General features: G+C 58.0%; 22 protein-coding genes. 11 read left to right on the forward strand and 11 right to left on the reverse strand.

The window, feature by feature from the left end; translation table 11 throughout:
* Window positions 1-68 precede the first annotated feature (68 nt).
* The 6 genes from ACUZ9P_RS04165 to ACUZ9P_RS04190 form a co-directional block, all read right to left on the reverse strand.
* Window positions 69-476 (reverse strand): (deoxy)nucleoside triphosphate pyrophosphohydrolase, encoded by a 408-nt coding sequence (locus ACUZ9P_RS04165; protein WP_192113060.1) that lies wholly within the window; start codon window positions 474-476, stop codon window positions 69-71.
* Between the two features lie 121 nt (window positions 477-597).
* A complete protein-coding gene (locus ACUZ9P_RS04170) occupies window positions 598-2,598 on the reverse strand; it encodes an ATP-binding cassette domain-containing protein (RefSeq protein WP_449248752.1) in 2,001 nt (666 codons plus the stop codon).
* Window positions 2,595-3,680, reverse strand: a complete 1,086-nt coding sequence (locus ACUZ9P_RS04175) for an NAD-dependent epimerase/dehydratase family protein (RefSeq protein ID WP_449250234.1) — start codon at window positions 3,678-3,680, stop codon at window positions 2,595-2,597. The genes ACUZ9P_RS04170 and ACUZ9P_RS04175 overlap by 4 nt, the downstream gene beginning before the upstream one ends.
* A gap of 2 nt (window positions 3,681-3,682) precedes the next feature.
* Entirely contained in the window at window positions 3,683-4,813 is a 1,131-nt protein-coding gene (locus ACUZ9P_RS04180) for a hypothetical protein (RefSeq protein WP_449248753.1), read from the reverse strand.
* Between the two features lie 2 nt (window positions 4,814-4,815).
* Entirely contained in the window at window positions 4,816-5,742 is a 927-nt protein-coding gene (locus ACUZ9P_RS04185; RefSeq protein WP_298997575.1) for a dihydroorotate dehydrogenase, read from the reverse strand.
* 177 nt (window positions 5,743-5,919) lie between these two features.
* On the reverse strand, window positions 5,920-6,729 hold the full coding sequence (locus ACUZ9P_RS04190; RefSeq protein WP_449248754.1) for an iron-sulfur cluster-binding protein: 810 nt from the start codon (window positions 6,727-6,729) through the stop codon (window positions 5,920-5,922).
* A 200-nt stretch (window positions 6,730-6,929) separates the two neighbouring features.
* On the opposite strand from ACUZ9P_RS04190, the gene ACUZ9P_RS04195 reads away from it, so the two are divergent.
* The 11 genes from ACUZ9P_RS04195 (at window position 6,930) to lepA (ending at window position 18,196) form a co-directional block, all read left to right on the forward strand.
* On the forward strand, window positions 6,930-8,003 hold the full coding sequence (locus ACUZ9P_RS04195) for a M24 family metallopeptidase (RefSeq protein ID WP_449248755.1): 1,074 nt from the start codon (window positions 6,930-6,932) through the stop codon (window positions 8,001-8,003).
* 9 nt (window positions 8,004-8,012) lie between these two features.
* A complete protein-coding gene (gene aroL, locus ACUZ9P_RS04200) occupies window positions 8,013-8,558 on the forward strand; it encodes a shikimate kinase AroL (protein ID WP_449248756.1) in 546 nt (181 codons plus the stop codon).
* A 36-nt stretch (window positions 8,559-8,594) separates the two neighbouring features.
* Entirely contained in the window at window positions 8,595-9,665 is a 1,071-nt protein-coding gene (locus tag ACUZ9P_RS04205; RefSeq protein WP_449248757.1) for a glycosyltransferase, read from the forward strand.
* Window positions 9,666-10,091: 426 nt separating this feature from the next.
* Window positions 10,092-10,511, forward strand: coding sequence for an ATP synthase F0 subunit B (locus ACUZ9P_RS04210; protein WP_449248758.1), 420 nt, complete (start codon window positions 10,092-10,094; stop codon window positions 10,509-10,511).
* Between the two features lie 106 nt (window positions 10,512-10,617).
* On the forward strand, window positions 10,618-11,199 hold the full coding sequence (locus tag ACUZ9P_RS04215; RefSeq protein WP_449248759.1) for an ATP synthase F0 subunit B: 582 nt from the start codon (window positions 10,618-10,620) through the stop codon (window positions 11,197-11,199).
* Window positions 11,196-11,747 carry an ATP synthase F1 subunit delta gene (gene atpH / locus ACUZ9P_RS04220; protein ID WP_449248760.1) on the forward strand — a complete coding sequence of 184 codons (552 nt, stop codon included), beginning with the start codon at window positions 11,196-11,198 and terminating at the stop codon, window positions 11,745-11,747. Before ACUZ9P_RS04215 ends, atpH begins: the two co-directional genes overlap by 4 nt.
* A gap of 3 nt (window positions 11,748-11,750) precedes the next feature.
* The gene (gene atpA / locus ACUZ9P_RS04225) at window positions 11,751-13,259 is read left to right on the forward strand and encodes a F0F1 ATP synthase subunit alpha (protein WP_449248761.1); all 1,509 of its coding nucleotides are present in this window, start codon (window positions 11,751-11,753) and stop codon (window positions 13,257-13,259) included.
* A gap of 26 nt (window positions 13,260-13,285) precedes the next feature.
* Window positions 13,286-14,170 carry a F0F1 ATP synthase subunit gamma gene (locus tag ACUZ9P_RS04230; protein ID WP_298997590.1) on the forward strand — a complete coding sequence of 295 codons (885 nt, stop codon included), beginning with the start codon at window positions 13,286-13,288 and terminating at the stop codon, window positions 14,168-14,170.
* A gap of 10 nt (window positions 14,171-14,180) precedes the next feature.
* Complete coding sequence (atpD, locus tag ACUZ9P_RS04235; RefSeq protein WP_298997594.1) at window positions 14,181-15,602, forward strand: F0F1 ATP synthase subunit beta; 1,422 nt, start codon at window positions 14,181-14,183, stop codon at window positions 15,600-15,602.
* A 97-nt stretch (window positions 15,603-15,699) separates the two neighbouring features.
* On the forward strand, window positions 15,700-16,101 hold the full coding sequence (locus ACUZ9P_RS04240) for a F0F1 ATP synthase subunit epsilon (RefSeq protein ID WP_298997597.1): 402 nt from the start codon (window positions 15,700-15,702) through the stop codon (window positions 16,099-16,101).
* Window positions 16,102-16,390: 289 nt separating this feature from the next.
* Window positions 16,391-18,196: a translation elongation factor 4 gene (lepA, locus tag ACUZ9P_RS04245; RefSeq protein ID WP_449248762.1), complete on the forward strand. Its 1,806-nt coding sequence runs from the start codon at window positions 16,391-16,393 to the stop codon at window positions 18,194-18,196.
* Between the two features lie 270 nt (window positions 18,197-18,466).
* On the opposite strand, the gene ACUZ9P_RS04250 is transcribed toward lepA, so the two are convergent.
* From ACUZ9P_RS04250 to ACUZ9P_RS04270, 5 genes are all read right to left on the reverse strand, one after another.
* On the reverse strand, window positions 18,467-18,742 hold the full coding sequence (locus ACUZ9P_RS04250; RefSeq protein WP_449248763.1) for a hypothetical protein: 276 nt from the start codon (window positions 18,740-18,742) through the stop codon (window positions 18,467-18,469).
* A gap of 41 nt (window positions 18,743-18,783) precedes the next feature.
* A complete protein-coding gene (locus ACUZ9P_RS04255) occupies window positions 18,784-20,598 on the reverse strand; it encodes a KUP/HAK/KT family potassium transporter (RefSeq protein WP_298997605.1) in 1,815 nt (604 codons plus the stop codon).
* 204 nt (window positions 20,599-20,802) lie between these two features.
* The gene (locus tag ACUZ9P_RS04260; protein ID WP_449248764.1) at window positions 20,803-22,443 is read right to left on the reverse strand and encodes an L-lactate permease; all 1,641 of its coding nucleotides are present in this window, start codon (window positions 22,441-22,443) and stop codon (window positions 20,803-20,805) included.
* Between the two features lie 174 nt (window positions 22,444-22,617).
* On the reverse strand, window positions 22,618-23,592 hold the full coding sequence (locus ACUZ9P_RS04265; protein WP_449248765.1) for a glycosyltransferase family 2 protein: 975 nt from the start codon (window positions 23,590-23,592) through the stop codon (window positions 22,618-22,620).
* The gene (locus ACUZ9P_RS04270) at window positions 23,589-24,125 is read right to left on the reverse strand and encodes a GtrA family protein (RefSeq protein WP_449248766.1); all 537 of its coding nucleotides are present in this window, start codon (window positions 24,123-24,125) and stop codon (window positions 23,589-23,591) included. Before ACUZ9P_RS04270 ends, ACUZ9P_RS04265 begins: the two co-directional genes overlap by 4 nt.
* Between the last annotated feature and the right edge of the window lie 2 nt (window positions 24,126-24,127).

Below are 24,127 nucleotides of genomic sequence, written 5' to 3' on the forward strand. Positions count from 1 at the left end.
AAAAGCCCGCCAATGGCGGGCTAAAACAAAAAAATTCACTGCGCAGGGGGGGCACCTCACGCAAATTATCAAAGGATGCTCGGTTGCCTCGCTATGAGTTCTTCAAGCACCACGGCATCGGCAGGCAAAAACCCGAGAGCAAAGGCTTCCTGCGGCTCTACCCACCGCAGGTTCTGCCCTTCTTCGCCACAGGGTTCGCCCACGAATTCGGTGACATGAAAAAAATACAGCCGTACGCTGAAGCCGCGCTCCACATATTCATGGTCAAGACTTTTCCAGAACACGACCTGGCGCACGCCCACGCCCAGCTCTTCAGCCAGTTCGCGTTTGAGTGCGTCTTCCGGGCTTTCTCCGGCTTCAAGCTTGCCGCCGGGAAATTCCCAGTACCCTTCAAGAGGCTTGTCGCTGAGGCGCTGGCTGGCCAGAAACCTCTTGCCCCGCCAGATGATGCCCGCAGCTACTTCTATATGTTGCATGCCGCTCTCCACACCGGGCGCGAGGCCCTGGAGCAGTTTTGGGTGAAAACGTATTTATACTATTGCACCAAGCTCTTACGTCACGCAACGCCTTTGTGGGGGTTGCCGCGAAACCTGTCGGTCAATCCTGCTCCACGTTCCACTTTTCCCGCACAGCCGTCATGCCTTCTTCAAGTGTGGTCATTTCTTCCAGAATGGCTTCGCTACGCTGCTTGCACGATTCAAACGTCTTGAGCAGATCGCTGGAACGGGCGTGGTCGGCGTACACATCCGGATCGGCCAGTTGGCCTTCCACAAGGGCCTGCTGGTCAAGCACCGAGGCAAGGTCTGTTTCCAGCGCTTCGTAACGGTTTTGCAGGGGCTTCAGTTCCTTGTGCAGGGCATTGCGCCTGTCGGCCTGTTCGCGCTTGATGCGCTTCTGTTCATCGCGCGATAGCGGCTGCGCGGCGGACGCGTCCGTCTGCCGGACGCTGTTGCCCGATCCAATGACGGCACTCTGGGGGCTTTCGCCCAAACCGTTCTGACGGGCCCTGCGGTTTTCGTCATACGAGGCAAAGTCGGGGAATACGGTCAGCCCGTTCTCATTGAGTTCCCATGCTTCAGCGCCAACCTGCGAGAGCAGCCAGCGGTCATGCGCCACCATGAGCAAGGTGCCGTTAAACTTTTGTAGCGCGCTCACCAGGGCTTCGCGGCTTTCAAGATCAAGATGGTTGGTGGGTTCGTCCAGCAGCAGGAAATTGCAGCGCTTCAAAAACAGCGTCGCCAGTACAAGGCGGCTTTTTTCGCCGCCCGAAAGGGCGCTCACCTGCCGTTCAAAATAGTCCTGCCCCAGCATGAAGAGCCCGAGAACACTCATCAGCTCTTCTTCCGTGGTGCGCGGATCTGAAAGGCGGCGGATTTCGCCAAGCACCGTGGTATCGCCCCGCAGGGTGTCCATCTGATGCTGGGTGTAGTAGCCCATGCGCATTTGCGATGCCGTGACCATATTGCCGCCGCAGCGTTCCAGCGTGCCAGCCAGCAGCTTGAGCAGGGTGGACTTGCCGCAGCCGTTGTGCCCCACCAGAGCCACCCGCTGCCCACGGAACAGGGTCAGGGTCAGGGGCGGCCACATGGTTTTGCCGTCGCCAAAATGAAATTCCAGATCTGCGACGGACAGAACAATCTTTTCTGAATGCGGAGCTTCGGGCCAGCTGAAATTCAGCTCTTTGCGCTTGGGTTCCGGCCTGTAGTCTTCCAGCTCTTTTTCGAGCTTTTTAGCCATCTTCATCCGGGAGCCCGCCTGACGGGCCTTGGTGGCCTTGGCGCGGAAACGCTCCACAAAGGCCATCTTGCGGTCAAGGTCTTCCTTGAGGGCGCGGGCTTCACGCTCACGCTGGGCGTTGTATTCGTCCTGAAGTGTCAGAAACTGCGTGTAGGTGGCCTTGCGGAACACGGGCTTGGACAGCCCGAGGTAGAGAACGTGCGTGCCTACATTATCCATGAACACACGGTCGTGGGCCACAAATACCAGTGCGCCGCTGAAGTCCATAAGGAAGGATTCCAGCCATTCCACGGCTTCTACGTCGAGATGGTTGGTGGGTTCGTCCAGCAGCAGCACGTCAGCGCCGGCGGTAAGCACACGGGCCAGCTTGGCGCGCTCGCGCCAGCCGCCGGAGAGTTCGCGCAGGGTTCGGTTCCACTTGTTTTCGGCAAAGCCCAGACCGGAAAGCACGGCCTTGGCCCGATGCTCGGGATTGTAGCCGTAGAGCGCCTCAAGCTCGCCCTGACGGTGCATCAGGGAGGTCAGGCGCGACTCGTCCTTGCTGGCGGCGGCTTCTTCCCATTCGGCCCAAAAGTCGCTCCAGTCGTGCAGCACGTCCAGCACATAGGTCAGCAGCGGCGTTTCGAGGGATTCCTCTGAAAGCTCCTGCTCCACGAAACCCAGGCGGCAGCCGCGCGGCAGAATTACCCGCCCGCCGTCAGGGCTTTCCACCCCGGCCAGAAGGCGCAGCAAAGTGGATTTGCCCGTACCGTTGGGCCCGCAAACGCACAGCCGCACACCGGGGTCCACTTCCAGCGAGAAGTTGCTGAGAATGTCCCGTCCGCCAAATGCCTTGGAGAGTTCCTGTATGGTGATCTTCACAACCAGCCCTCGCGGCGGTAGCCGTCGACGGCTTCGGTCATACCTGCCTCAAGGCTCACGCGCGGCGCAAAGCCCAGTTCGCGGCAGATGCGGCTGTTGTCGCACAGCCACCCGGCCTGACGGGCTTCACGGTATTTGTCCAGATTCCAGGCCGGGGCGCGCCGCAGCCCACGCCCCAAAAGGCGGCGGAACACGGCATCGGCAGCCACGGCAAAGGCCGTGGACAGCCCGGCAGTACAAGCCATGACGGGCAAAGGCATGCGCACTACGCGCACATTGCGGGGCGCGCGGCCAAGGACCTTGTCCACAGCTTCGCCCATAGCCCGGCAAAAACCGGACATGGTATAGGCCTCGCCGTCACTGAGATGATAAACGCCGCTGGCTTCGGGCCTGCATGCGCACAGCACGGCCTGAGCCATGTCGTCCGCATGCACGGCGCTGACCGGGAACTCGCGTCCAGCGCCGGGGCTCACGGCCACATGGGCGCGCATAACCCCTTGAAATACCGGCAGCAGACCCTTGTCGCCCGAGCCATAAATGATGGGCGGGCGCAGGGTTACGAGGTTTTGCCCAAGAGCGCGCCCAAGCACCTGCTCTGTCAGCATTTTTGACCAGCCGTAGGCGGAAACCGGCGCAGGCGGCGTGGCATCGTCCACACCGGGGGCCGTGCCACAGGGGCCGGTTGCCGCGAGGCTTGAAACAAGCACAAAGCGAAAGTCCGACCCAATGTTTCCCTCTCGGGCAAGGCTGGTTATTGCACTGGCCATGCTGCGCGCGGCAAGGGCATTGGCCCGCAGATAATCCTGCCAGCCAAGGCCAAAAAGCAGGGCCGCCATGTGGATGACCACATCTTTGCCATGCAGGGCTTCTGCAAGCCCCTGACCCGTGCTCAGATCGGCCTGGACTGTTTCCACACCCGCTGGCAGATGCCCGGTACGCGAGACAGCTCGCGTGAGGCAGGTGACCTGCGCTCCGGCTTCCAGCAGCTGCGGCAGCAGATGCCGTCCCACAAAACCAGTGCCGCCCGTAAGCAGCACTTTTTTACCCGCCAGATGCGGTGTATATACGTCGCTTTCAGTCATGGTCACGACTGAATCTCCCTGCGGTAGAGGCGGTAACGCTTGGTAAGCTCGCCCGAGAAATCTTCGAGCAGATCGTTGACGGGCGCATTGTCTTCCAGCACCCAGGAACCCTCAACCCACTGAAAATGCGGGTGCTGACGCGCCTTTTCCAGCATGAAGTCGAGCAGCAGCAAGGGCAGGCCCATGAGGCGGAATTCTTCACGAATACCAAAAAGAATGATGCGGTAGCCGCCGCGAATTTCTGCGCGGGACTGCCACCAGTGCCACAATGCCGAGATGCCCAGCTTGCCGTTGAGCCGCCGCAAGAGCGGGGCCATATCCGGCAGGGCCACCATGCCTGCGGCTGGTTCATTATTGTGGAAGAACAGCACAAAAAATTCCGGATCAAGGACGCTTTTGAGCTCCTTGACGTGCTGCTCCGCCTCGCCGTCAGAAAGGGGAGAAAAACCCCAGTTCTTGGCCCATGAAACTTTGTACAACTCCAGCATGGCGCGGATATCTTCCGCCAGTGTGGCCTTGCTGGACGTGCGGCAGGTAAAGCGCGCCTCGGCCTTGAGGCGCGTCACTTCCTCACTGAGCCATTCCGGCGGCGTAAGGCGCGAGCGCTCAATCTGGTAGGCGAAAAGATCCTGCTCCTTGCGCAGATGCCACGTCTCGAGCAGTTCTGCGTAATATGGCGGGTTCCAGGGCATCATGATGGTGGGCGCAAGGTCAAAGCCGTGCACCAGCAGGCCGCAGGTATAGTTGGCCGAGGGATTCAGCGGCCCGCGCATAAAGCGCATACCCTGCGCGGCCAGCCAGCCGTACGCCGCATCCAGCATGGCGTGGGCCGCCTCGGGATCATTGGCGCATTCAAAAAAGCCGAAGGCTCCGCACTTTTCATTGGCATAGGCATTGTACTTTTCATCCACAATGGCGGCTATGCGGCCAATGGCTCGGCCATCGCGCAACACAAGAAAGAGTTCGCGCCGGGCGCTTTCCCAAAAGGGATGTTCACCGGGCGTGAGCAGTTCACGATCCTGACTTTTAAGGCCAGGAGTCCACAGGGAGCCACGTTCGTACAGGCTCCACGGCAAATCCATAAACTGGTCAAACTCCTGCTTGGAGCGGGCGGGGATAACGGTAAGCGACATAGTTAGTCCAAATCCAGGCTGCCACAATAAGCGCCCAGGTCTTCAATGCCCAGCTTTTCACACAGGGCGGGGAGTTCTTCTGCCAAGGCAAAGGCGCAGTCGGGCCGCATGAAGTTGCCCGTGCCAACCTGCACGGCACGCGCACCCACCAGCAAAAATTCCAGCGCGTCCTCGGCGGTGACAATACCGCCAATACCGATAACGGGGATGTTCACGGCGCGGGCCACCTGCCACACGCAGCGCAGGGCAACGGGCTTGATGGCAGGGCCGGAAAGGCCGCCCACCACGTTGGCCAGCGAGGGCTTGCGACTGTTCAGATCAACAGACATGCCGAGCAGCGTGTTGATGCACGAGATACTGTCCGCGCCCGCGTCTTCAACGCTCCGGGCCATAAGGGCGATATCCGTCACGTTGGGCGAAAGCTTGACCATAACGTGCTTGCCCGGCGCGGCGCGACGCACGGCAGCCGTAACCTGGGCAGCAAGCGCCGGATCCTGTCCAAACAGCACGCCGCCTTCCTTGACGTTGGGGCAGGAGACGTTCACCTCAAGGGCGGCAACGCCCTCCTCTGCATTGAGACGGGCGGCAAGTTCGGCGAATTCCTCCACCGAACCGGCGTAAATATTTGCGATAACGGCTGTTTCCTGCCAGGGCAGGCGGGGCAGCTTGTCTTTGCAGAAAACCTCGACTCCGTCATTTTGCAGACCCACGGCATTGAGCATGCCCGCAGTGGTTTCCACAATGCGCGGCGTGGGGTTGCCCTGACGCGGCAACAGGGAAAGGCCCTTGGCCACCAGACCGCCAAGCGAGGCAAGATCGCCGTAAGAGGCAAACTCCAGCCCATAGCCGAAGGTGCCTGAAGCCGTGAGCACAGGGTTCTTAAGGGTCAGATCGTGCGTCTGCCCCTTGAGTGTGACGGAAAGATCCATGCCGCTTTCTCCAGATTGCCGGCATCCGGCATTTTGTGCGTGGCTTCGCCTGGCAAGACAGGCCCGCGCGTACCCACGCGCGACCGCCAGTTCGCCGGTGCGGCGCGCCATGGCCGTAAGGGATGCCGCATGCGGGCGTTAACGTCGTTTCAGGAATCAAGGAAGCGCAGGCAAAACCTACAGCTCTATCTGATCCGACCAGAATACCGGGCCGTGGTTGCACACTTGCACCAGCCCTTCGCGCTTTTCTTCAACCGGCCAGGTTTCTGTGGTTTTGGTCACGCAACCAAGGCATGCGCCCACGCCGCAGGCCATGCGGTTTTCAAGCGAAACCTGGCAGCGAACGCCAAGTTCGGCGGCAAACTTCTGCACGGTGCGCATAAAAGGCGTAGGCCCGCAGGCAAGCACAAGGCCCTTCTGCTCGGCGTATTCGCTCATGCGCTCCTGAATGGTAAAAATAAAGTCGTCCAGATCGCCGGATTCCGCTTCGCGCAAACTGTCCAGCGGCACGTGCTCGTTGATGCTGTCCACAGGATAGCAGCTGATGTGCTCGCGGTGTCCAAACAGCATGGACACATTCCACGGCTTCGGATGCTCGCTCACGTAACCCACAAAGGGCACTATGCCCATACCGCCTGCCAGCAGCAGGGTCGGGGTATCCGGCTCAACGACAAACCCGTTGCCCAGCGGCCCCCACACGCGCACCTTGTCGCCAGGGCGCAACTCGGACATGCGCCGTGTGCCTTTGCCGCGCACCTGGAAAAAGCAGATCATATGCCGGGAGGTCATATGGCAAATACCAAGGGGACGCGCCCAAGGGATATCCAGCCCGAAATTTCGGGGCCGGATCATGACAAACTGCCCAGGCCGCCACCGAGTCCACTCGGGGCGGGAGAGGCGCAACGCAAAAAAGCGGCTTTCGTTGCCGGTCTGCCCAAAAGGCACAAGATCGAGAACATCAAGCTCGCAAGAAGATGTTTGTGACATGTCTATAATTATAGTCCTAGTTAGGTTCTAGGTCAACTGACCACGCTACTCCAAGCCTCTTTGCTAATGTATACAAGAAATGTATCAATTGTCCATTCTCCCGGCCCGCCTGCCCACCATGATCCGCCTCGTTCAACCCCGTCAAATTTAACCTTTTCAGTCAGCCCCGCGCTGGGTATAGTGCCCGCAGGAGAATTTTTATGAGTGACATCTTCGCTTCCCGCCGTGAAAACCTCCGGCGCGCCATGCGTTTGCGCGGGCTTGACGCCATGCTCATCAGCCAGGCTGCCAACAGGTTTTATCTTTCCGGCTTTGAGCTGCATGATCCACAGTTTAACGAAAGCGCAGGCAGGCTTGTCATCACGTCTGATGGACACGACTGGCTGGCAACAGACGGTCGCTATCTGGACGCAGCCTCACGCATCTGGGATCGCGAACGCATCTTTATATACGGCGGCAGCGCAGCGCGCGAACTGCACAGATTGCTCAGGCGCTGCGGCAGCCGCATCGGCATTGAGGCCAACGGCGTCAGCCTCGCCTTTGCCCGCGAGCTGACTGGCGCTGGCTCCGGCCTGTATTGCGAAGCGGCTGACGGCATGGTCGAGCGCCTGCGCCGCATCAAAGAACCCTGCGAAATCGCCGCGCTGGAAAAATCTTTTGCGCTCAACCACAAGCTGATGAAATGGGTTGAGGGCCAGCTGGAACCGGGTCGCACCGAGGCCCACATAAGCTGGCTCATCGAGCGCTTTTTTCGCGAAAACGGCGCATCGGAGCTTGCCTTTGCCAACATTGTGGCCGTGGGCAAAAACGCCGCCCTGCCCCATGCCATCCCCGGCCAGGATGCCGTTACAGACAACTGCCCGGTTCTGGTCGACGTGGGTTGCCGCGTTGAGAACTACTGCTCTGACCAGACCCGCACCTTCTGGGTGGGCACTGCGCCCACTGACGAGTTTCGCCGTGCGCTCGACCTTACCCGGCAGGCGCAGACGGCGGCCATTGAGGGTATGCGCCCCGGCATGCCTTTGCGTACGGCCTATGCGCTGGCGCACGACGTTTTTGCCAAAGCTGGCGTCGCCAATGCCTTTACGCACGGCCTTGGGCACGGCGTGGGCCTTGAAACCCACGAAGCGCCCAGCCTTTCGCCCCGAGCTGAGGGTGTTCTGGAACCTGGCATGGTTGTGACCGTTGAGCCGGGACTCTACTACCCCAAATGGGGCGGCATTCGCTGGGAATACACGGTGCTGGTCGAAGAAGACGGCGTCAGGATCCTTTAAGGGGGCGGCATGAGCATTCTCTTTCTGGTGGGGGCGCGGGCTTCGGGCAAAACTACCATCGGCAAGGCGCTTGCCAGAAGCCTCGGCCTGCCCTTTGCCGACACCGATCAGCATTTGTTGCACCGGGCGGGCCTTACCGTAGAGCAAATTGTGGCCGCTGAAGGTTGGCCCGGCTTCCGCAGCCGGGAAAGTCAGGCCTTGCAGGAAGTGGCGGACGCGTACCCCGCTGGCTGTGTTGTCTCCACCGGGGGCGGCATGGTGCTGGCGGAAGAGAATCGCCTTCTCATGCGGCAACGCGGCATGGTTATTTTTCTTGATGCGCCTTTGCAGACCCTTGCCGAAAGACTGAGCCGCAACCCTGTCAACAGTCAGCGCCCTTCGCTGACTGGCAAGGGGCTCATTGAAGAAATCAGTCAGATTTTGGACGAACGGCGGCATCTTTATGAACAGGCAGCCCACCACATAGTTGACGCATCGCAGCCCATGCCTGTTGTCTGCCGGCACATAGAACAACTCTGGCAGGAACGGAAACCGCAAGGTCACGCCAAGTCATGACCGCACATTTTCCCCTGCCTTCATTGCTTGCCTTCCATGGCTGCTACTAATCACATTTCATCTCAGTTGCCCGCCCCGCTTGTATCTGTGGTGCTGCCAGCGTGGAATGCGGCCCACACGCTGGGCGCAACCCTGCAAAGCCTGCTCGGACAGCGCCCCGCCCCTGGCGCGCCCTTGCCCGAATTTGAAATTATTGTTGCTGACGACGGCTCAACCGACGGCACCTGCGAGCTTCTGGAGTACTGGGCAAACCCCGCCCGTTGCGGCCACAGATTGCGGGCACTGCACCTTCCCCACGGCGGCATCGTGGCGGCGCTTAACGCAGGCCTTGCTGTAGCGCGCGGCTCGTTTGTAGCGCGCATGGATGCGGATGACACGGCGCATCCCTTGCGCATTGCCAAGCAGACGGCGCATCTTTTTAACAATTCGCAGATCAGCGTGTCCGCAACCTGTGTGGCCTTTGGCGGGGATCGCGCCACAGCACACGGCTTTGCCCACTTTGTGGACTGGCAGAACAGCCTGCTTACACATGACCAGATCAGCCGCGCACGTTTTCGGGATACGCCATTGTGTCATCCCTCGGTCATGTTTCGCAGGAAATGCGTGGACAAATGGGGCGCGTACCATGACGGCGACTTTGCCGAAGACTGGGAGATCTGGCTGCGCTGGCTCCACAACGGTGCGGTGATGGAAAAGCTGCCGCAGGAAATGCTGGTGTGGAATGATGCCCCCACCCGCGCCACCCGCGCGGACAGCAGATACGCGCGCACCGCCTGCGACAGGCTGCGGGCACTGTGGCTGGCTCGCTGGCTTGAGAAACACAATCCCTTTCATCCGGATATCTGGGTAATTGGCGGTGGCCGCGTGGCCCGGCAGCGGCTGGCCCCCTTGTGGACGCTGGGCCCAAGACCTGCCGCTTACATTGATATAGATCCCAGAAAGATAGGCAACCGCGTAAACGGCGTTCCTGTTCTGGGGCGCAGTGCCCTGCCCAAACCTGGGCAATGCCGCGTTCTCAATGCCCTGACGGCCCACGGCGCAGCAGAAGAGGCAGGCCAGTGGCTCTCGCAAACAGGTTATGAGCAACAGGATTGGCTCCTGGTTTAATGCATCCTTTTTTAATAATGCAGACCTGTTAAATCCGGTTTAACATTTGTTTGTGTCTTTCTGCGCAAGCGCTTTTCACTCAGTAACGCGCGCTGCCCACTGCAATACTGCAACTACGGTACACTTTATTACACAATTCTCTGCTTCACGTGCTGCCACAACCAGCCGAGCACTTTATTTGTTTGTTTAAACAGCCAATATTGACGCACAGACAACACGGAGCTGATGCAGTAGACCAAAACAATCGGTATAAAGACTGTTTTACACTTCCCGCAGCTTCAAGCACAAGGCTTGTGAAAAAAAAATTGCGGAGTTTGCGAAATTTGTCACCAATACCCTTTGACATAACAGGGCTGAGCAGATATCTTGCAAGGGCTTTATGTATTTTCAACTCCTTCAATCCGCAATTCACATGGAGGATGCGGCATGCTGGACTTAAACGTCACTCTTCTTTTTCAGCTGGCGAACTTCTTTATCGCCATTTATGTGCTCAACATCCTCCTGATTCGCCCCATCCGCGAAATCATCAAAAAGCGCAACGGCGTCATGGATGACATGGCCGAGGAAGCCGGCTCTTTCGAGTACCAGGCTGGCGAACGGCTCACCAACTATGAGGCCGAACTGGCCCGCGCCCGTCAGGACGCAGGCAGCAACCGTGAGGCTGGCCGTGCCGCAGGCGTGGCCGAACAGCAGAAAATGGTGGGCGAAGCTCAGCAAAGCGCTCGCGATATTCTGGCTGAAACCCGCGCCTCGCTGCAGGCACAGGCTGCGGAAACCCTTGCTACGTTGCGCAAGCAGGTGGGTGAATTTTCCACTCGCCTGGCCGACCGCCTCATCAAGGGCTAGCAAGCGGCGCTGACACAGGCCTTTGCGGGCCGTTCCGCAACGCTCACGTTGCGGCTTCATTGGGAACTGGTTTCGAATCGGTATTATCGAACAGAGGGGGTGGGCTTTGAGCAGATGGAAACACGCGGGGTTTATCCTGCCGCTCGTTATTGCCTTTGCCGCGCTGGTGGTCATTCCTGCGGGAGCCATGGCTTCTGAAGGGCATGCAGCGCCGCGTTGGGGCGACTTCGGCTGGCGCGTGCTCAACTTCGTAATTTTTGCCGGCATCCTCTGGCACTTCGTTGGCGGGCTGGCCAAGCGTTTCTTTAAGAACCGCCGCGAAGGCATCAAGAATGCGCTGGACGATCTTGACGAACGTCGCAAGACGGCCAAGGAGCAGCTGGCCTCGGTAGAGACCCGCATTGCCAACCTTAATGCTGAACGCGAGGCCATCTTGGCCGAGAGCCGCCAGCAGGCCGAAGCCCTCAAGCAGGGCATTGTGGAAGAGGCTCACCGCCAGGCCGCTCAGATTGTGGAGCAGGCGCGCCTTACGGCGGAAAATGAAGGCCGCGCGATCTTTGCTGAAGTGCGCGCCTCCATTGCCGATGAGATCGTGGACGCCGCCGGGAAAGCTCTGAGCTCCAAGCTCAATGCGGCCGAACACGACAAGCTTATCGCCAACTCCCTTAACAAGGTGGTGCTCCATTGATTAACACCGTGGTTGCACGCAGGTATGCCAACGCAATTTTTGCGCTTGGCAAAAAGGATGGGGATGCAGCCCTGAGTTCGCGTGGCGAGTGCCTGGCGTCTCTTGGTGAAATGCTTGCCGTCGCGCCTGGGCTTGACCTTACCTTGAAAAGCCCTGTTATCGGCGTAAGCGAAAAGAAGGCAGTTCTCGACAAGCTGCTGACCAAGCTCAAGGCTGACCAAACCATGCGCAATTTCTGCTTTCTGCTTGCAGATAAGGAAAGGCTTGCCTTTTTGAGCGAAATTGCAACGTGGTACGGCAAACTGCTGGACGAGGCCAAGGGTATTATCCGTGGCCAATGCATAACCGCAGTACAACTTTCCGCAGACAAAAAGTCTAAGCTCAAGGATACCTTGCAACAGAAAGCGGGCACCGATATTGAGCTGACCTTTGCCGTGGACAAAGACATACTAGGGGGTATGGTGCTCAAAATGGGTGACCGGGTGCTGGACGCAAGTCTGCGCGCGCAGTTGGGAATCCTTCGGGAGACATTCAAGAGGGGTGAATAGCACATGCAGATCAAAGCGGAAGAGATAAGCAAGATCATTGAGGATCAAATCCAAAACTACGAGCAGCGCGTCGAAATGAGCGAAACTGGCACCGTACTCTACGTCGGTGACGGTATCGCCCGTGTCTACGGGGTCAAGAACGCGATGTCCATGGAACTGCTGGAATTCCCCGGCGGCATCATGGGCATGGTGCTCAACCTCGAAGAAGACAACGTCGGCGTGGCTCTGCTCGGTTCGGACGTGGGCATCAAGGAAGGCGACCCGGTCAAGCGTACCGGCAAGATCTTCTCCGTGCCTGTGGGCGACGGCGTTATGGGTCGCGTGCTCAACCCCCTGGGTGAGCCCATCGACGGCCTGGGCCCCATCGAGGCAACAGAATTGCGCCCGGTGGAAATCAAGGCCCCCGGCATCATCGCGCGTAAGAGCGTGCATGAGCCCATGCCTACTGGCCTTAAGGCCATTGACGCCATGACGCCCATTGGCCGCGGACAGCGCGAACTTATCATTGGCGACCGCCAAACCGGTAAGACCGCCGTTTGCCTTGACGCCATTCTGGCGCAGAAAGAAACGGACATCCACTGCTTCTACGTGGCCATTGGCCAGAAGAAGTCGTCCGTGGCTCTGGTGGCCGACACCTTGCGCCGTCATGGCGCGATGGAATACACCACCATCATTTCAGCCACGGCGTCCGATCCCGCGCCCTTGCAGTACATTGCGGCATACACCGGCTGCGCAATGGCCGAGTTCTACCGCAACAACGGCAAGCACGCCCTCATCATTTACGATGACCTTTCCAAGCAGGCCGTGGCTTATCGCCAGATGTCGCTGCTGCTCCGTCGCCCCCCGGGACGTGAAGCTTTCCCCGGCGACGTGTTCTACCTCCACTCGCGTTTGCTTGAACGCGCCGCGAAGGTGAACGACAGCCTTGGTGCCGGTTCTTTGACGGCTCTGCCCATCATTGAAACCCAGGCAGGCGACGTTTCCGCGTACATCCCCACCAACGTGATTTCCATCACCGACGGTCAGGTGTACCTGGAACCCAACCTCTTCAACGCCGGTGTGCGTCCGGCCATTAACGTGGGCCTTTCGGTTTCCCGCGTGGGTGGCGCAGCGCAGATCAAGGCCATGAAGCAGGTCGCCGGTACCATGCGTCTTGACCTTGCCCAGTATCGCGAACTTGCGGCTTTTGCCCAGTTCGGTTCTGACCTGGACAAGGGCACCAAGGCCAAGCTTGATCGTGGTGCACGTCTGGTGGAACTGCTCAAGCAGCCCCAGTACAAGCCCATGCCCTCGCATGAGCAGGTCGCCTCCATCTACGCCGCTACCCGTGGTCACATGGATGACGTGCCGGTGGATCAGATCCGCAAGTTTGAAGACGACATGCTCACCTTTATGCGTGATACGCGTAAAGACGTGCTTGACGCCATTAAGGATAAGAAAGTCATTGACGAGGCTGTGGAAAAAGCGCTCACCGAGGCCATTACCGCCTTCAAGCAGGGCTGGAAGGCCTAGGGGCCCCCTCCATACGGGAGATAAGCATGCCTTCACTCAAAGACGTAAAAATGAAGATCGTGGGGGTCGGTAAGACCAAGCAGATCACCAAGGCCATGAACATGGTGGCCTCGGCGAAACTGCGCGGCGCCCAGGCCCGCATCGAGCGCTTCAGGCCGTACGCGGCCAAATACCGCGACGTGCTCGCCGAACTGTCGAGCAAGGTGGAGGGCAACGCCCACCCCCTGTTGGCAGAACATGAGGAAAAGAAACACTGCGCCATTGTGCTGGTTACATCAGACCGTGGCCTGTGCGGCAGCTTTAACGGCAACATCATCGCCACCGCAATGCGGTTGGCGAAGGAAAAAGCCGGGGCAGGGATGGAGATCAGCTTTGCTTGTGTGGGACGTAAGGGCCGCGACGCCATTCGTTCTGCCGGGCACACGATCCTCACTGCCTATGGCGACCGCATGGGGAGCATAGACTTCGCTCTCGCCAGCTCAGTGGCGCAAGAAGTCATTCACGGCTACGAAACCTTCGCATTCGACGAAGTGTGGCTGATCTACGGCGAGTTTGTATCCATGGGCAGCCAGCCGCCCCGCACCCTTCGCCTTCTGCCGTTGCAAACGCCGGAAGCTGAAGAAGTGGCAGAAGTGGCCGGAACGCCCCGTTGCGAATACGTGTACGAGCCGCAGGAAGAAAAGCTGTTGGCGGAGCTTTTGCCCCGCTACGTCAAGGTGCAGGTTTACCGTGGCATGTTGGACACCTCGGCCAGCGAGCACGCCGCCCGCATGGCTGCCATGGACAACGCCACACGTAACTGCAACGAGATGATCAACATGCTGACGCGGCTCTATAACAAGACGCGGCAGGCTTCCATCACCAGCGACCTCATCGACATCGTCGGCGGCGCTGAAGCGCTGAAGGGTTAAGGAGCCAAACATGAGCAAAAACATCGGTAAAGTCGTTCAGGTTATCGGCGCCGTGGTGGACGTAGAGTTCAGCGACGGCAACCTGCCGAGTATCTTCACCGCCCTGGAGATAACCAACCCGAACAATAGCGATGCTCCCAGCCTCATCTGTGAGGTTGCGCAGCACCTGGGCGACAACGTCGTTCGTACCATCGCCATGGACGCCACTGAAGGCCTTGTCCGCGGCATGGATGCGGTCGACACCGGGAACCCCATCATGGTTCCTGTTGGCAAGGCCGCCGTTGGCCGTATCCTGAACGTCATCGGTCGCCCCGTTGACGAACTGGGCCCGGTCAATGCTGAAAAATACTATCCCATCCACCGTCCGGCTCCTAAATTCACGGATCTGAACACCAAGGTGGAACTGCTTGAAACCGGCATCAAAGTCGTTGACCTTCTTGTTCCCTTCCCCAAGGGCGGCAAGATGGGCCTCTTCGGCGGCGCCGGCGTGGGCAAGACCGTTATTCTGATGGAGATGATCAACAACATCGCCAAGCAGCACGGCGGTTCGTCGGTTTTCGCGGGCGTGGGTGAACGCACCCGTGAAGGCAACGACTTGTACCACGAACTCAAGGACGCAGGCGTTCTGGAACGCGCCACGCTTGTGTACGGTCAGATGAACGAACCTCCGGGAGCCCGTGCTCGCGTGGCCCTTACGGCCCTTGCTTGCGCGGAATACTTCCGTGATGAAGAACATCAGGACGTGTTGCTCTTCATCGACAACATCTTCCGTTTCACGCAGGCTGGTTCCGAAGTGTCCGCTCTGCTTGGCCGCATGCCCTCGGCCGTGGGTTATCAGCCCACCCTGGGTACTGACCTTGGTGCCTTGCAGGAACGCATCACCTCGACCAACAACGGTTCAATCACGTCGGTGCAGGCCGTTTACGTCCCTGCTGACGACTTGACTGACCCGGCCCCGGCCACCACGTTCTCGCACTTGGACGGAACGCTCGTGCTTTCCCGCCAGATCGCAGAACTTGGCATCTACCCCGCCGTGGACCCGCTCGACTCCACCTCGCGCATCCTCGACCCCAACGTTGTGGGCGATGATCACTACATGGTGGCCCGTCGTGTGCAGATGGTGCTCCAGAAGTACAAAGAACTTCAGGACATCATCGCCATCCTCGGCATGGACGAACTGTCTGACGAAGACAAGCTGACCGTTGCGCGTGCGCGCCGCATTCAGCGCTTCCTCTCGCAGCCCTTCCACGTGGCCGAAACCTTCACCGGCACCCCTGGCCAGTATGTGAAGCTTGAAGACACCATCAAGGGCTTCAAGGGCATTCTGGACGGCGCATACGACCACATGGCGGAAGGCGACTTCTACATGCTGGGCGGCATTGAACAGGCCGTTGCCAAGTACGAACAGCGCAAGCTGCAGGAAGAGAAGTAAGGCGTTAATCGCAACGCTTTGAGGTTCTGGGTCGCGCCTTGTAAGAGGCGCGACCCGAACCCGGCCATCTGCGTATATCAGGAGCGAAGGAGTACCTATGGGCACGCTGCAACTTGAAGTGGTTACGCCGGACAAAACCGTGGTCAGCGGCGAAGTGGAAATGGCCGTCTGCCCAGGAATTGAGGGCGAATTCGGCGTGCTGCCCAAGCACGTTTCCCTGCTTTCTGCCCTGAAGATCGGCGGCCTGCGCTACCGCGCTGACGGCAAAGATGGGCACGTTTTCATCTCCGGCGGTTTCGCCGATGTGAACAACGATGTGCTCACCGTGCTGGCCGAATCGGCAGAGATGGCGGACAGCATCGACACCGCTCGCGCCATGGCAGCCAAGGAACGCGCTGAAAAGCGCATTACCAGCCATGACGAAAAGGTGGATATTGTCCGCGCTGAAGCCGCTCTGCAACGCGCAGTTGTGCGCTTGCAACTGGCCCAGCTCCGCTGAGCTACCAATTTTCAGATTTGTTGGGCCGCAGCAGCGTGGAAACGTCCGCGCTGCTGCGGCTTTGCTTTTTCCTAAAAGTCCATCTGTTCTGCCTGTTGTGCCTTCAATCTCCCCGCTCCGGCATTTTCATCTGCCCGACCTGACAATCCACGGTGACTCGGGCTGAAATCGGCATTCTGCCAAGAATTCTCGCCTTGCAAAAATAGACTTCCGCACGAATCTTGGATATTAATACAGGTTCAACGCGGGAAATTCGCCGCCAACCAATCCAGTTTCTCAGGACATGATCATGCCCAACCAGGAAAATATCCGCAATTTTTGCATTATCGCCCACATCGACCATGGCAAATCCACCTTGGCCGACCGTATTCTTGAGCTGACCCAGGTTGTCAGCAAGCGGGAGGCGCGTCAGCAGTATCTGGATAAAATGGACCTGGAACGGGAACGGGGCATCACCATCAAGGCCCAATCCGTGCGCATCCCTTACACGGCGCAGAACGGACAGGTGTACGAACTCAACCTCATTGATACACCTGGGCATGTGGACTTCAACTATGAAGTTTCGCGCTCGCTTGCTGCCTGCGAGGGTGCGCTGCTGGTGGTTGACGCCACTCAGGGCGTGGAAGCGCAAACGCTTGCCAACGTCTACCTGGCTCTGGATCACAACCACGAAATCGTGCCTGTGCTCAATAAAATCGATCTGCCCAGCGCGGAAGTTGAACGCGTGAAGGCCGAAATCGAAGAAAGCATCGGCCTTGACTGTTCCGAGGCAATGCCAGTTTCCGCCAAAACGGGCATGGGCGTTGATGCTGTTCTTGAAGCCATTGTGCACCGCCTCCCCGCGCCAAAGGGCGATGTGGCGGGCCCTCTCAAAGCGCTTATCTTCGATTCGTGGTACGACAGCTATCAGGGCGTGGTTATCCTGTTCCGCATTATGGATGGTGCCATCAAGCGTAACGACATGGTGCGCCTGATGAGCACCGGCAAGGAATATGAAGTGCTGCGCCTTGGCGTGTTCTCCCCCGAAGCCACGGATGTGAACGCGCTTCACGCTGGCGAGGTGGGTTTCATGTGCGGCTCCATCAAGGATCTTGGCGATGCGCGCGTTGGCGACACCATCACACTGGTGGAAAACCCTGCCACAACACCTGTTCCCGGCTTTACGGAAGTAAAACCCATGGTTTTCTGCGGTCTGTACCCCACAGAATCAGACGAATACGAAAACCTCAAAACCGCCCTTGAAAAACTTCAGCTCAACGATGCGGCTTTTTCCTTTGAGCCGGAAACATCTCAGGCGCTGGGTTTTGGATTCCGTTGCGGCTTTCTTGGTCTGCTGCACATGGAGATCATTCAGGAACGGCTGGAACGCGAATTTGAGGTCAGCCTCATCGCCACCGCGCCTTCTGTGGTCTACAAGGTGGACACAAACGATGGCAAAACCTTGCAGATCGACAACCCCAGCCATCTGCCAGACCCCACCAAGATCCGCACGCTTTATGAGCCGTATGTGAACATGGACATCCACGTGCCCAACGATTACGTGGGCAACGTCATGAAGCTGTGCGAAGAAAAGCGCGGCATGCAGAAAAATCTGCACTATCTGGCCACCAACCGCGTGGTTGTCACCTATGAGTTGCCGTTTGCAGAAATTGTTTACGACTTTTTCGACCGGCTCAAGTCTGCCACGCGCGGTTACGCCTCCATGGATTACCATCCGCTGGACTACCGCGAATCTGACCTCGTGCGCCTTGATATCATGCTCAATGGTGAAACCGTTGACGCTCTTGCGGTCATTGTTCACCGCGACCGCGCATATACCTATGGACGCGGATTGGCGCTCAAGCTCAAACGCAGCATTCCCCGCCAGCTTTTCCAGGTGGCCATTCAGGCAGCCATCGGGCAGAAGATCATTGCCCGCGAAACCGTTTCAGCCTTCCGCAAGGACGTGACAGCCAAGTGTTATGGCGGCGACATTACGCGTAAGCGCAAGCTGCTTGAAAAGCAGAAGGAAGGCAAAAAGCGCATGAAGCGCATGGGCAACGTTGAGTTGCCGCAGGAGGCGTTTCTGGCTGCTCTCAAAGTGGGCGACGAATAGATTTGAAAATGCAAAAAAGAAGGGTGACTCAAACGAGTCACCCTTCTTTTTTGCATCGTAGCATACCCCTCTGCCATCACGCCCAATCTGCCTCACAAATGCCCCTCCAAAGCGCGACTGAGCCAGCGCGCACCCATCTATCAAAAATCAAAAAAAGCGGCTCACAGGGCAAACCTGGGCCGCACTTTTTTGTCTCTCACCACTTTGGTCGATTTGCGCAGCAACGCAACCCTTGCTGTGCTTGCAATGTCTAGCTTGGGGCAGGCGTGATTACGGCAGGCGCAGCTTGCGCATTTCCGCATCACTGATCTCAAAGCGCCTCATGCACATGTCGTAATAGGCGCGCCACGGGAAGTAGCTAGTGTCACCGCGCCACTCATTGTTCATCTGTGTGGCTTCTGCCCGGCACTGCTGATTGGCCGCCAAGGCCTGCTGATCATCAAATGTCAGGGGAGGCCGCTCACGAGGGGTGCATCCGCATGCCAGGCAACCTGCCATCAGGCACAGCATAAGCAAGCCGCTGCCAACCAATGGATTTTTCTGCATGCCGGGCCTCCCTAGCGCTCATACACGGGCATTGCGCCCAGCTACATGTCTATGCGACTGATAACCCCATGCACGGCATGCACCGGCATTTTGTAAAACTGTACGAACGACGGCGCCAGTTTTTTGATGATGGCGTAAATGCGCCACAAGGGCGAGCTGGTGAGGATGTCTTCCACACCATAAAAAATGACGCGCGGCTTGATGCCCGCCTCAGACAATATGTGGTAGATATCAACTACCTCCATATAACCTGCTGCCACTTCAAAGACACGAATGCCCTCAGCGGGGTCCTCATCAAAATGCCATGTCACGCCAATGGGCTCATTGGTGCGCCCGATGCAAAGCATGATGTTCTGCTCATAAATAATGCCATTGCTGAACATGGTCTTGACTATGTAGGGCGAAACCTTGTCCAGACTGCGCAGAAAAAATATGGCTGTACCGCGTATGGCGCAGCCTCTGGCCCGCTCTTCGGCAAACTTTTCCAGAAACTGCTCCTTGCCCATAGGGCGCATGCGTTGGTACGCAGCCCTCTGCCCACGGGTATAGATAAGGATCACAGTAAGCGGAATAAGGGAAATGAGGATGGACCAGTACCCGCCGTGCGGAAATTTATAAAAGTTGGCAAAGAGGTAGATGAAATCAAGTACACAGACCATGGCCGCAATGACGGAATTGAAGTGCCGTCCCTGCAAATGGAAAATCCATACCATGAATACGCCTGTTATGGACATGGTGCCGGTAACGGCAAGACCATAGGCGGCGGCAAGTTTGTGAGATTCGCCAAAACCGCAGATGGCAAGTACCACTGCCACGTACAAAGCCCAGTTTACTGAATTGATATATATCTGCGAGTGCAGTTCTTTTGAGGTAAAGTCCACCTTGAACAAGGGCATAATGTGAGTTGCCATGCACTGGTACATGATGGAAAACAAACCGCTTATGAGGGCCTGCGAGGCAATGACCGTGGCCATAAGGCTGAGTATCAGGAATGGCACATACAGATGCCTGGCCTGACTGTTGATCAATTCAAACAGCACGTTCCCGGCATCAGGATTGCGGATAAGAAACGAAGTCTGCCCCATATAGCTGGCCACCAGAGCCACAAAAACAATGCCCCATGCCGCAATAATGGGTTTACGCCCCATGTGCCCCATATCCGCATAGAGAGCCTCGCCGCCTGTGGCGCACAAAATAACCTCAGACAGCACAAAGAAGCTCGCAATACCGTTGTGCACCATAAAATCAATGGCGTACATGGGGTTCAGCGCCTTGACCACCTGAGGCGCCTGCGTAATGGAGGCTATGCCTGAAACAGCCAGCACACCGAACCACAACGCCATAATCGGGCCAAACACGCCAGATACCGCGCCGCTACCCTTTTTCTGTACGGCAAACAGCACCGTTGTAAATACCAGCGCAACGGCAATAATCGCAACCTTGGGGGTTTCCTCAAAGCCTGGCACAAGGGTCAGACCTTCCACGGCTGAAAGAATTGAAATGGCCGGGGTAATGACCCCATCGCCAATGAGCAGTGAAACGCCCACAAAGGCCATAATCGAAGCAAAGCCTATTTTTCTGCCAGAGCGCAGCAAGGGCCGCAGGATGGAAAGCAGCACAATGGTACCGCCCTCGCCGCCCTTGCTCAGGCTCATGGCCAGCCACGCATATCCCACTGTCACAAGCAGCAGCAAAGTCCAGATAATCAGCGAAAGAATGCCGATAAAATGGTCTTCTGTGCGCTCGGTCAGCATGAATATGACTGCCAGCGTATATATAGGGCTCGTGCCGATATCGCCAAACACAAGGCCCAGCGATTTGACGGTTGAAGAAAACGTAATCTGCTGCGAATCCATGTACTCCTCCAAGCATTGCAGCGCACCATAAAGCAGACAAGCGCGACTGGCAAGACGGCTTGGAACGCGCGGCCCATAAGGGTTTGCTGGTTCTCTGAAGGGGGTGCGGCTGTGTTTTGCCTTTGCAGCGGCTCACCCCTTCCCATAAATGCAAAAACGCCGCCCCTTGCGGGGCGGCGCCATATTACGGAAGGAAAACCAAGTTTACGGCAGCATCCAATGCAGCACGTTGGACTGCAGGTAGGTGAGCACGCAGATAAAGCCCGTCATGGCCAAACTGTGCCCAAGCGTAAACCGGAAGAGGTCGCCTTCATGACCAACCAGATTGGTGGCAGCAGTTGCCACACTGATGGACTGGGGCGAAATCATCTTACCGGTAACACCGCCTGAAGAGTTGGCGGAGACGGCCAGGGCCGGATCCATGCCCACCACTTCAGCCGTGGAGCGCTGCATACCGCAGAACAACGCGTTTGAAGAAGTGTCCGAACCGGTCAGGAACACGCCCAGCCAGCCCAGAAGGGGCGAGAAGAGCGGGAACAGCGGGCCAGTCAGGGTAAAGGCAATACCCAGGGTGGAGCTCATGCCGGAGAAGTTCATGAGATAAGCCAGGCCCAGGATCATGGCGATGGTCAGGATGGGGAAGCGCAGCTGGTGAATGGTACGGAACAGGCAGTTAACAGCCTTGCCGAACGAATAACCAGGCATGAAAGGCACGGAGAAGAAACCAGCCAGCAGGATGGCCGTACCACCGGCGGAGAGCCAGTTGAACGTGAACACTGCGGGGTAGTTGGGATCCTTGCCAGCGGCCAGAATGGGGGCAGCCTTGTGCACCATGCCGTCAAGAGCAGGCCAGGAGAACTTGAGCACCGAACCGGGCACGGCGTTCAGCATGTTCTTGAACTGGGGCAGGCCCCACAAGAACACCATGACGGCCAGAACGATGTAAGGCAGCCACGCACGAAGCACGATACCCGTTGAAGGGGCAGCACCGCTCAGCACGGTTTCCTTTTCGCCCTCAAAGCGCCACACGGTCTTGGGCTTCCACACGCGCAGCAACAGCACCATCGCGATGATGGTGATAAGAGCCGACATGATATCGGGCAGCGTAGCGCCGTGGTAGTTGGAGAACAGGAACTGCGAACCGGCGAAGCTCACGCCAGCCACGATGATGGCGGGCAGCACTTCCATGGCGCGCTTGAAGCCGCACATGACCACGCAGAGCCACAGGGGCACCAGAATGGACAGGAAAGGCAGCTGACGGCCCACGATCTGGCTCACGTGCATTTCAGGAATGCCGGAAACCTGGGCGCCAACGATGATCGGGATACCAATGGCGCCAAAGGCCACGGGCGCGGTGTTGGCAATCAGACAGATACCAGCGGCGTACAGGGGGCGGAAGCCCAAGCCCACCAGCATGGCAGCGGTGATCGCCACAGGGGTGCCGAAGCCGGCGGTACCTTCAATGAAGGAACCAAAGGCAAAGGCGATAAAGATAGCCTGCAAACGGCGGTCGTCTGTCAGACGCGCGAGCGATTCTTTGATGTATTCGAATTCGCCCGACTCCACAGTCATGTTGTACACCCAGACCGCCGTAATAACGATCCAGATGATGGGGAAGAGACCAAAGGCCGCGCCGTAGCTAAATGCGCCCAGCGCTGTTCCGAACGGCATGCCCCACACGGCAACCGCCAGAACGAAAGAAAGTGCCACAGCAAGAACCGCAGCGTAATGCCCCTTAGCACGACGCACGGCCAGCATGTAAAAAAGGCTGATCAGGGGGATACCTGCCAGCAGGGCGGAAACTACTGCTCCGCCAAACGGATCATACACTTGTGTCCAAGCCATATAACAGACCCTCAACTGTTATGTGTTGCAAGGGGGGCCTGAGCAAAGTGAGTCCCTTCCGTGCGACCCAGAAATGCTACCTCTTTCCCCCCACTAAGACCTTTGAGTGCGAATATAATCTTTCAGCAAAAAATACAATATGTTTCCCTATCCAAGTCGAGACAAAACTTACTGTTATTGTCGCAAATTGGCTGGCAGCGCGAAATACAGGCGGGCGGCCACGTCAAAAAAAAATCCTGGCAGATAGCTTGCCCACCAGAAAAGCCTGAATTTGCGCCCGCTGTTCCGCCAGGGTTTTATGGCCTCCCGCGCGGCGGCGTTGTGCCCTTCGCGCCACAGGGCCACAGCTTTCTGAAAGCATGCCCTGCGGGTCATCATTGTGACAAGGCCTGAATATTCCTGATCATAGCCAGGGTACAACACCCGGTGTTTCTCAAGAATTCGCAAAGTTTCATCTGCAAACTGGCCAAATTTGCGAAAAGTCGTGTTGCCCCCATGCACCCGCCAAAGGGTCAGAGGCTCATCCACATAGTCCAGCTCCCAATCGTGGGCGATGCGATAAAAAACATCGGCCTCCTCGCACACGTTGAGGCTCTGGTCAAACCACCCACCGTTGCGGCCTTCGCCCGACGGAGTTTTGTCAGCCGAAAGGCTTGCCAGTGCCTCGCGGCTGACCATGGCAGACGACATGGAAATCCACTGGCGTTCCATCAATGCGGCAAAGGCCATACCCCGCGCAGGGGACGTTTCGGCAAAAAGCCTCTTGAACACACGCTTGCCGTCAAAAATTTCCGTATCCGTGCACACCAGGCCCACACGCGGACTGCCTTCAAACAGAGCCACCTGGCGTTCCAGCTTGGTAGGCCGCCACACGTCATCGCAGTCAAGAAAGGCCAGATTCCGCCCACGGGCCTGCGCCAGGGCCAGATTGCGTCCCTCGCCCAGAGGCACAATGCTCTCTCCCCGGAAATAGCGCACCTTTTCGCCGTAGCTTTTGGCAATGGCGGGGCTTTCGTCCGTTGAGCAGTTGTCCCAGAAAACAACCTCAAAATCCGTGAATGTCTGGGCCATGAGGCTGTCCATGGCTTCGCGCAGATCGCGGGAACTGTTCAGGCAATTCATGATGACCGAAACTGCGGGGGCGTTCATGCTTTATCCTCATTGCGCGCGGTGGGGGGTGTAGATGTCTGTTGCGCCGGGCTTTGCCCTGCCCCGGCGGGAGCGAATGAAGCCTGCGTTCTGAATACCCAGACCTTGCACAGCGCATAAACCATGACAGGCACGGTTAGAACAGCAACGGGCATGGCCCAGGCATAAGGAACACCAAACCGCACCAGCAGCCAGACAATGGCCGAATTGCAGCACAGGCCCACAGCCTGGGTAGCCGCAAAGCGCGGCAGCATGGTGCGATGGCTGGCAATGCCAACGGCGGAATCTGCGGCGCGGAACGTCCACAGGCATTGCCCAAGATAGGAAACAATAAAACTGAGCGCATAGGCCAGGGCGTTGCCCGCCAGCGTGGGCAAACCTGCCACATTGACGAACAACAACCCCAGCAGAAAGTAGCTTACGGAAGCCGCGCCGCCCACAATGCCAAAGCGCACCCAGCGCCGGGCCAAAAGCCCGCGCACCAGATCCGCCAGCCATCTGAAGCCTGGCACAGCCTGCCAGCCGCTAACCACGG

This window comes from Desulfovibrio intestinivivus, from assembly GCF_053570665.1.

Excerpts from the sequence above, each read along its gene's own strand:
- ACUZ9P_RS04210 (WP_449248758.1), top strand. The coding sequence starts at position 10,092 with ATGCTGGACTTAAACGTCACTCTTCTTTTTCAGCTGGCGAACTTCTTT.
- ACUZ9P_RS04205 (WP_449248757.1), top strand. The coding sequence starts at position 8,595 with ATGGCTGCTACTAATCACATTTCATCTCAGTTGCCCGCCCCGCTTGTA.
- ACUZ9P_RS04165 (WP_192113060.1), bottom strand. The coding sequence starts at position 476 with ATGCAACATATAGAAGTAGCTGCGGGCATCATCTGGCGGGGCAAGAGG.
- ACUZ9P_RS04175 (WP_449250234.1), bottom strand. The coding sequence starts at position 3,680 with ATGACTGAAAGCGACGTATATACACCGCATCTGGCGGGTAAAAAAGTG.
- atpD (WP_298997594.1), top strand. The coding sequence starts at position 14,181 with ATGAGCAAAAACATCGGTAAAGTCGTTCAGGTTATCGGCGCCGTGGTG.
- ACUZ9P_RS04240 (WP_298997597.1), top strand. The coding sequence starts at position 15,700 with ATGGGCACGCTGCAACTTGAAGTGGTTACGCCGGACAAAACCGTGGTC.
- aroL (WP_449248756.1), top strand. The coding sequence starts at position 8,013 with ATGAGCATTCTCTTTCTGGTGGGGGCGCGGGCTTCGGGCAAAACTACC.
- atpA (WP_449248761.1), top strand. The coding sequence starts at position 11,751 with ATGCAGATCAAAGCGGAAGAGATAAGCAAGATCATTGAGGATCAAATC.
- ACUZ9P_RS04260 (WP_449248764.1), bottom strand. The coding sequence starts at position 22,443 with ATGGCTTGGACACAAGTGTATGATCCGTTTGGCGGAGCAGTAGTTTCC.
- ACUZ9P_RS04230 (WP_298997590.1), top strand. The coding sequence starts at position 13,286 with ATGCCTTCACTCAAAGACGTAAAAATGAAGATCGTGGGGGTCGGTAAG.
- ACUZ9P_RS04265 (WP_449248765.1), bottom strand. The coding sequence starts at position 23,592 with ATGAACGCCCCCGCAGTTTCGGTCATCATGAATTGCCTGAACAGTTCC.
- ACUZ9P_RS04250 (WP_449248763.1), bottom strand. The coding sequence starts at position 18,742 with ATGCAGAAAAATCCATTGGTTGGCAGCGGCTTGCTTATGCTGTGCCTG.
- ACUZ9P_RS04190 (WP_449248754.1), bottom strand. The coding sequence starts at position 6,729 with ATGTCACAAACATCTTCTTGCGAGCTTGATGTTCTCGATCTTGTGCCT.
- ACUZ9P_RS04185 (WP_298997575.1), bottom strand. The coding sequence starts at position 5,742 with ATGGATCTTTCCGTCACACTCAAGGGGCAGACGCACGATCTGACCCTT.
- ACUZ9P_RS04195 (WP_449248755.1), top strand. The coding sequence starts at position 6,930 with ATGAGTGACATCTTCGCTTCCCGCCGTGAAAACCTCCGGCGCGCCATG.
- lepA (WP_449248762.1), top strand. The coding sequence starts at position 16,391 with ATGCCCAACCAGGAAAATATCCGCAATTTTTGCATTATCGCCCACATC.
- ACUZ9P_RS04255 (WP_298997605.1), bottom strand. The coding sequence starts at position 20,598 with ATGGATTCGCAGCAGATTACGTTTTCTTCAACCGTCAAATCGCTGGGC.
- ACUZ9P_RS04180 (WP_449248753.1), bottom strand. The coding sequence starts at position 4,813 with ATGTCGCTTACCGTTATCCCCGCCCGCTCCAAGCAGGAGTTTGACCAG.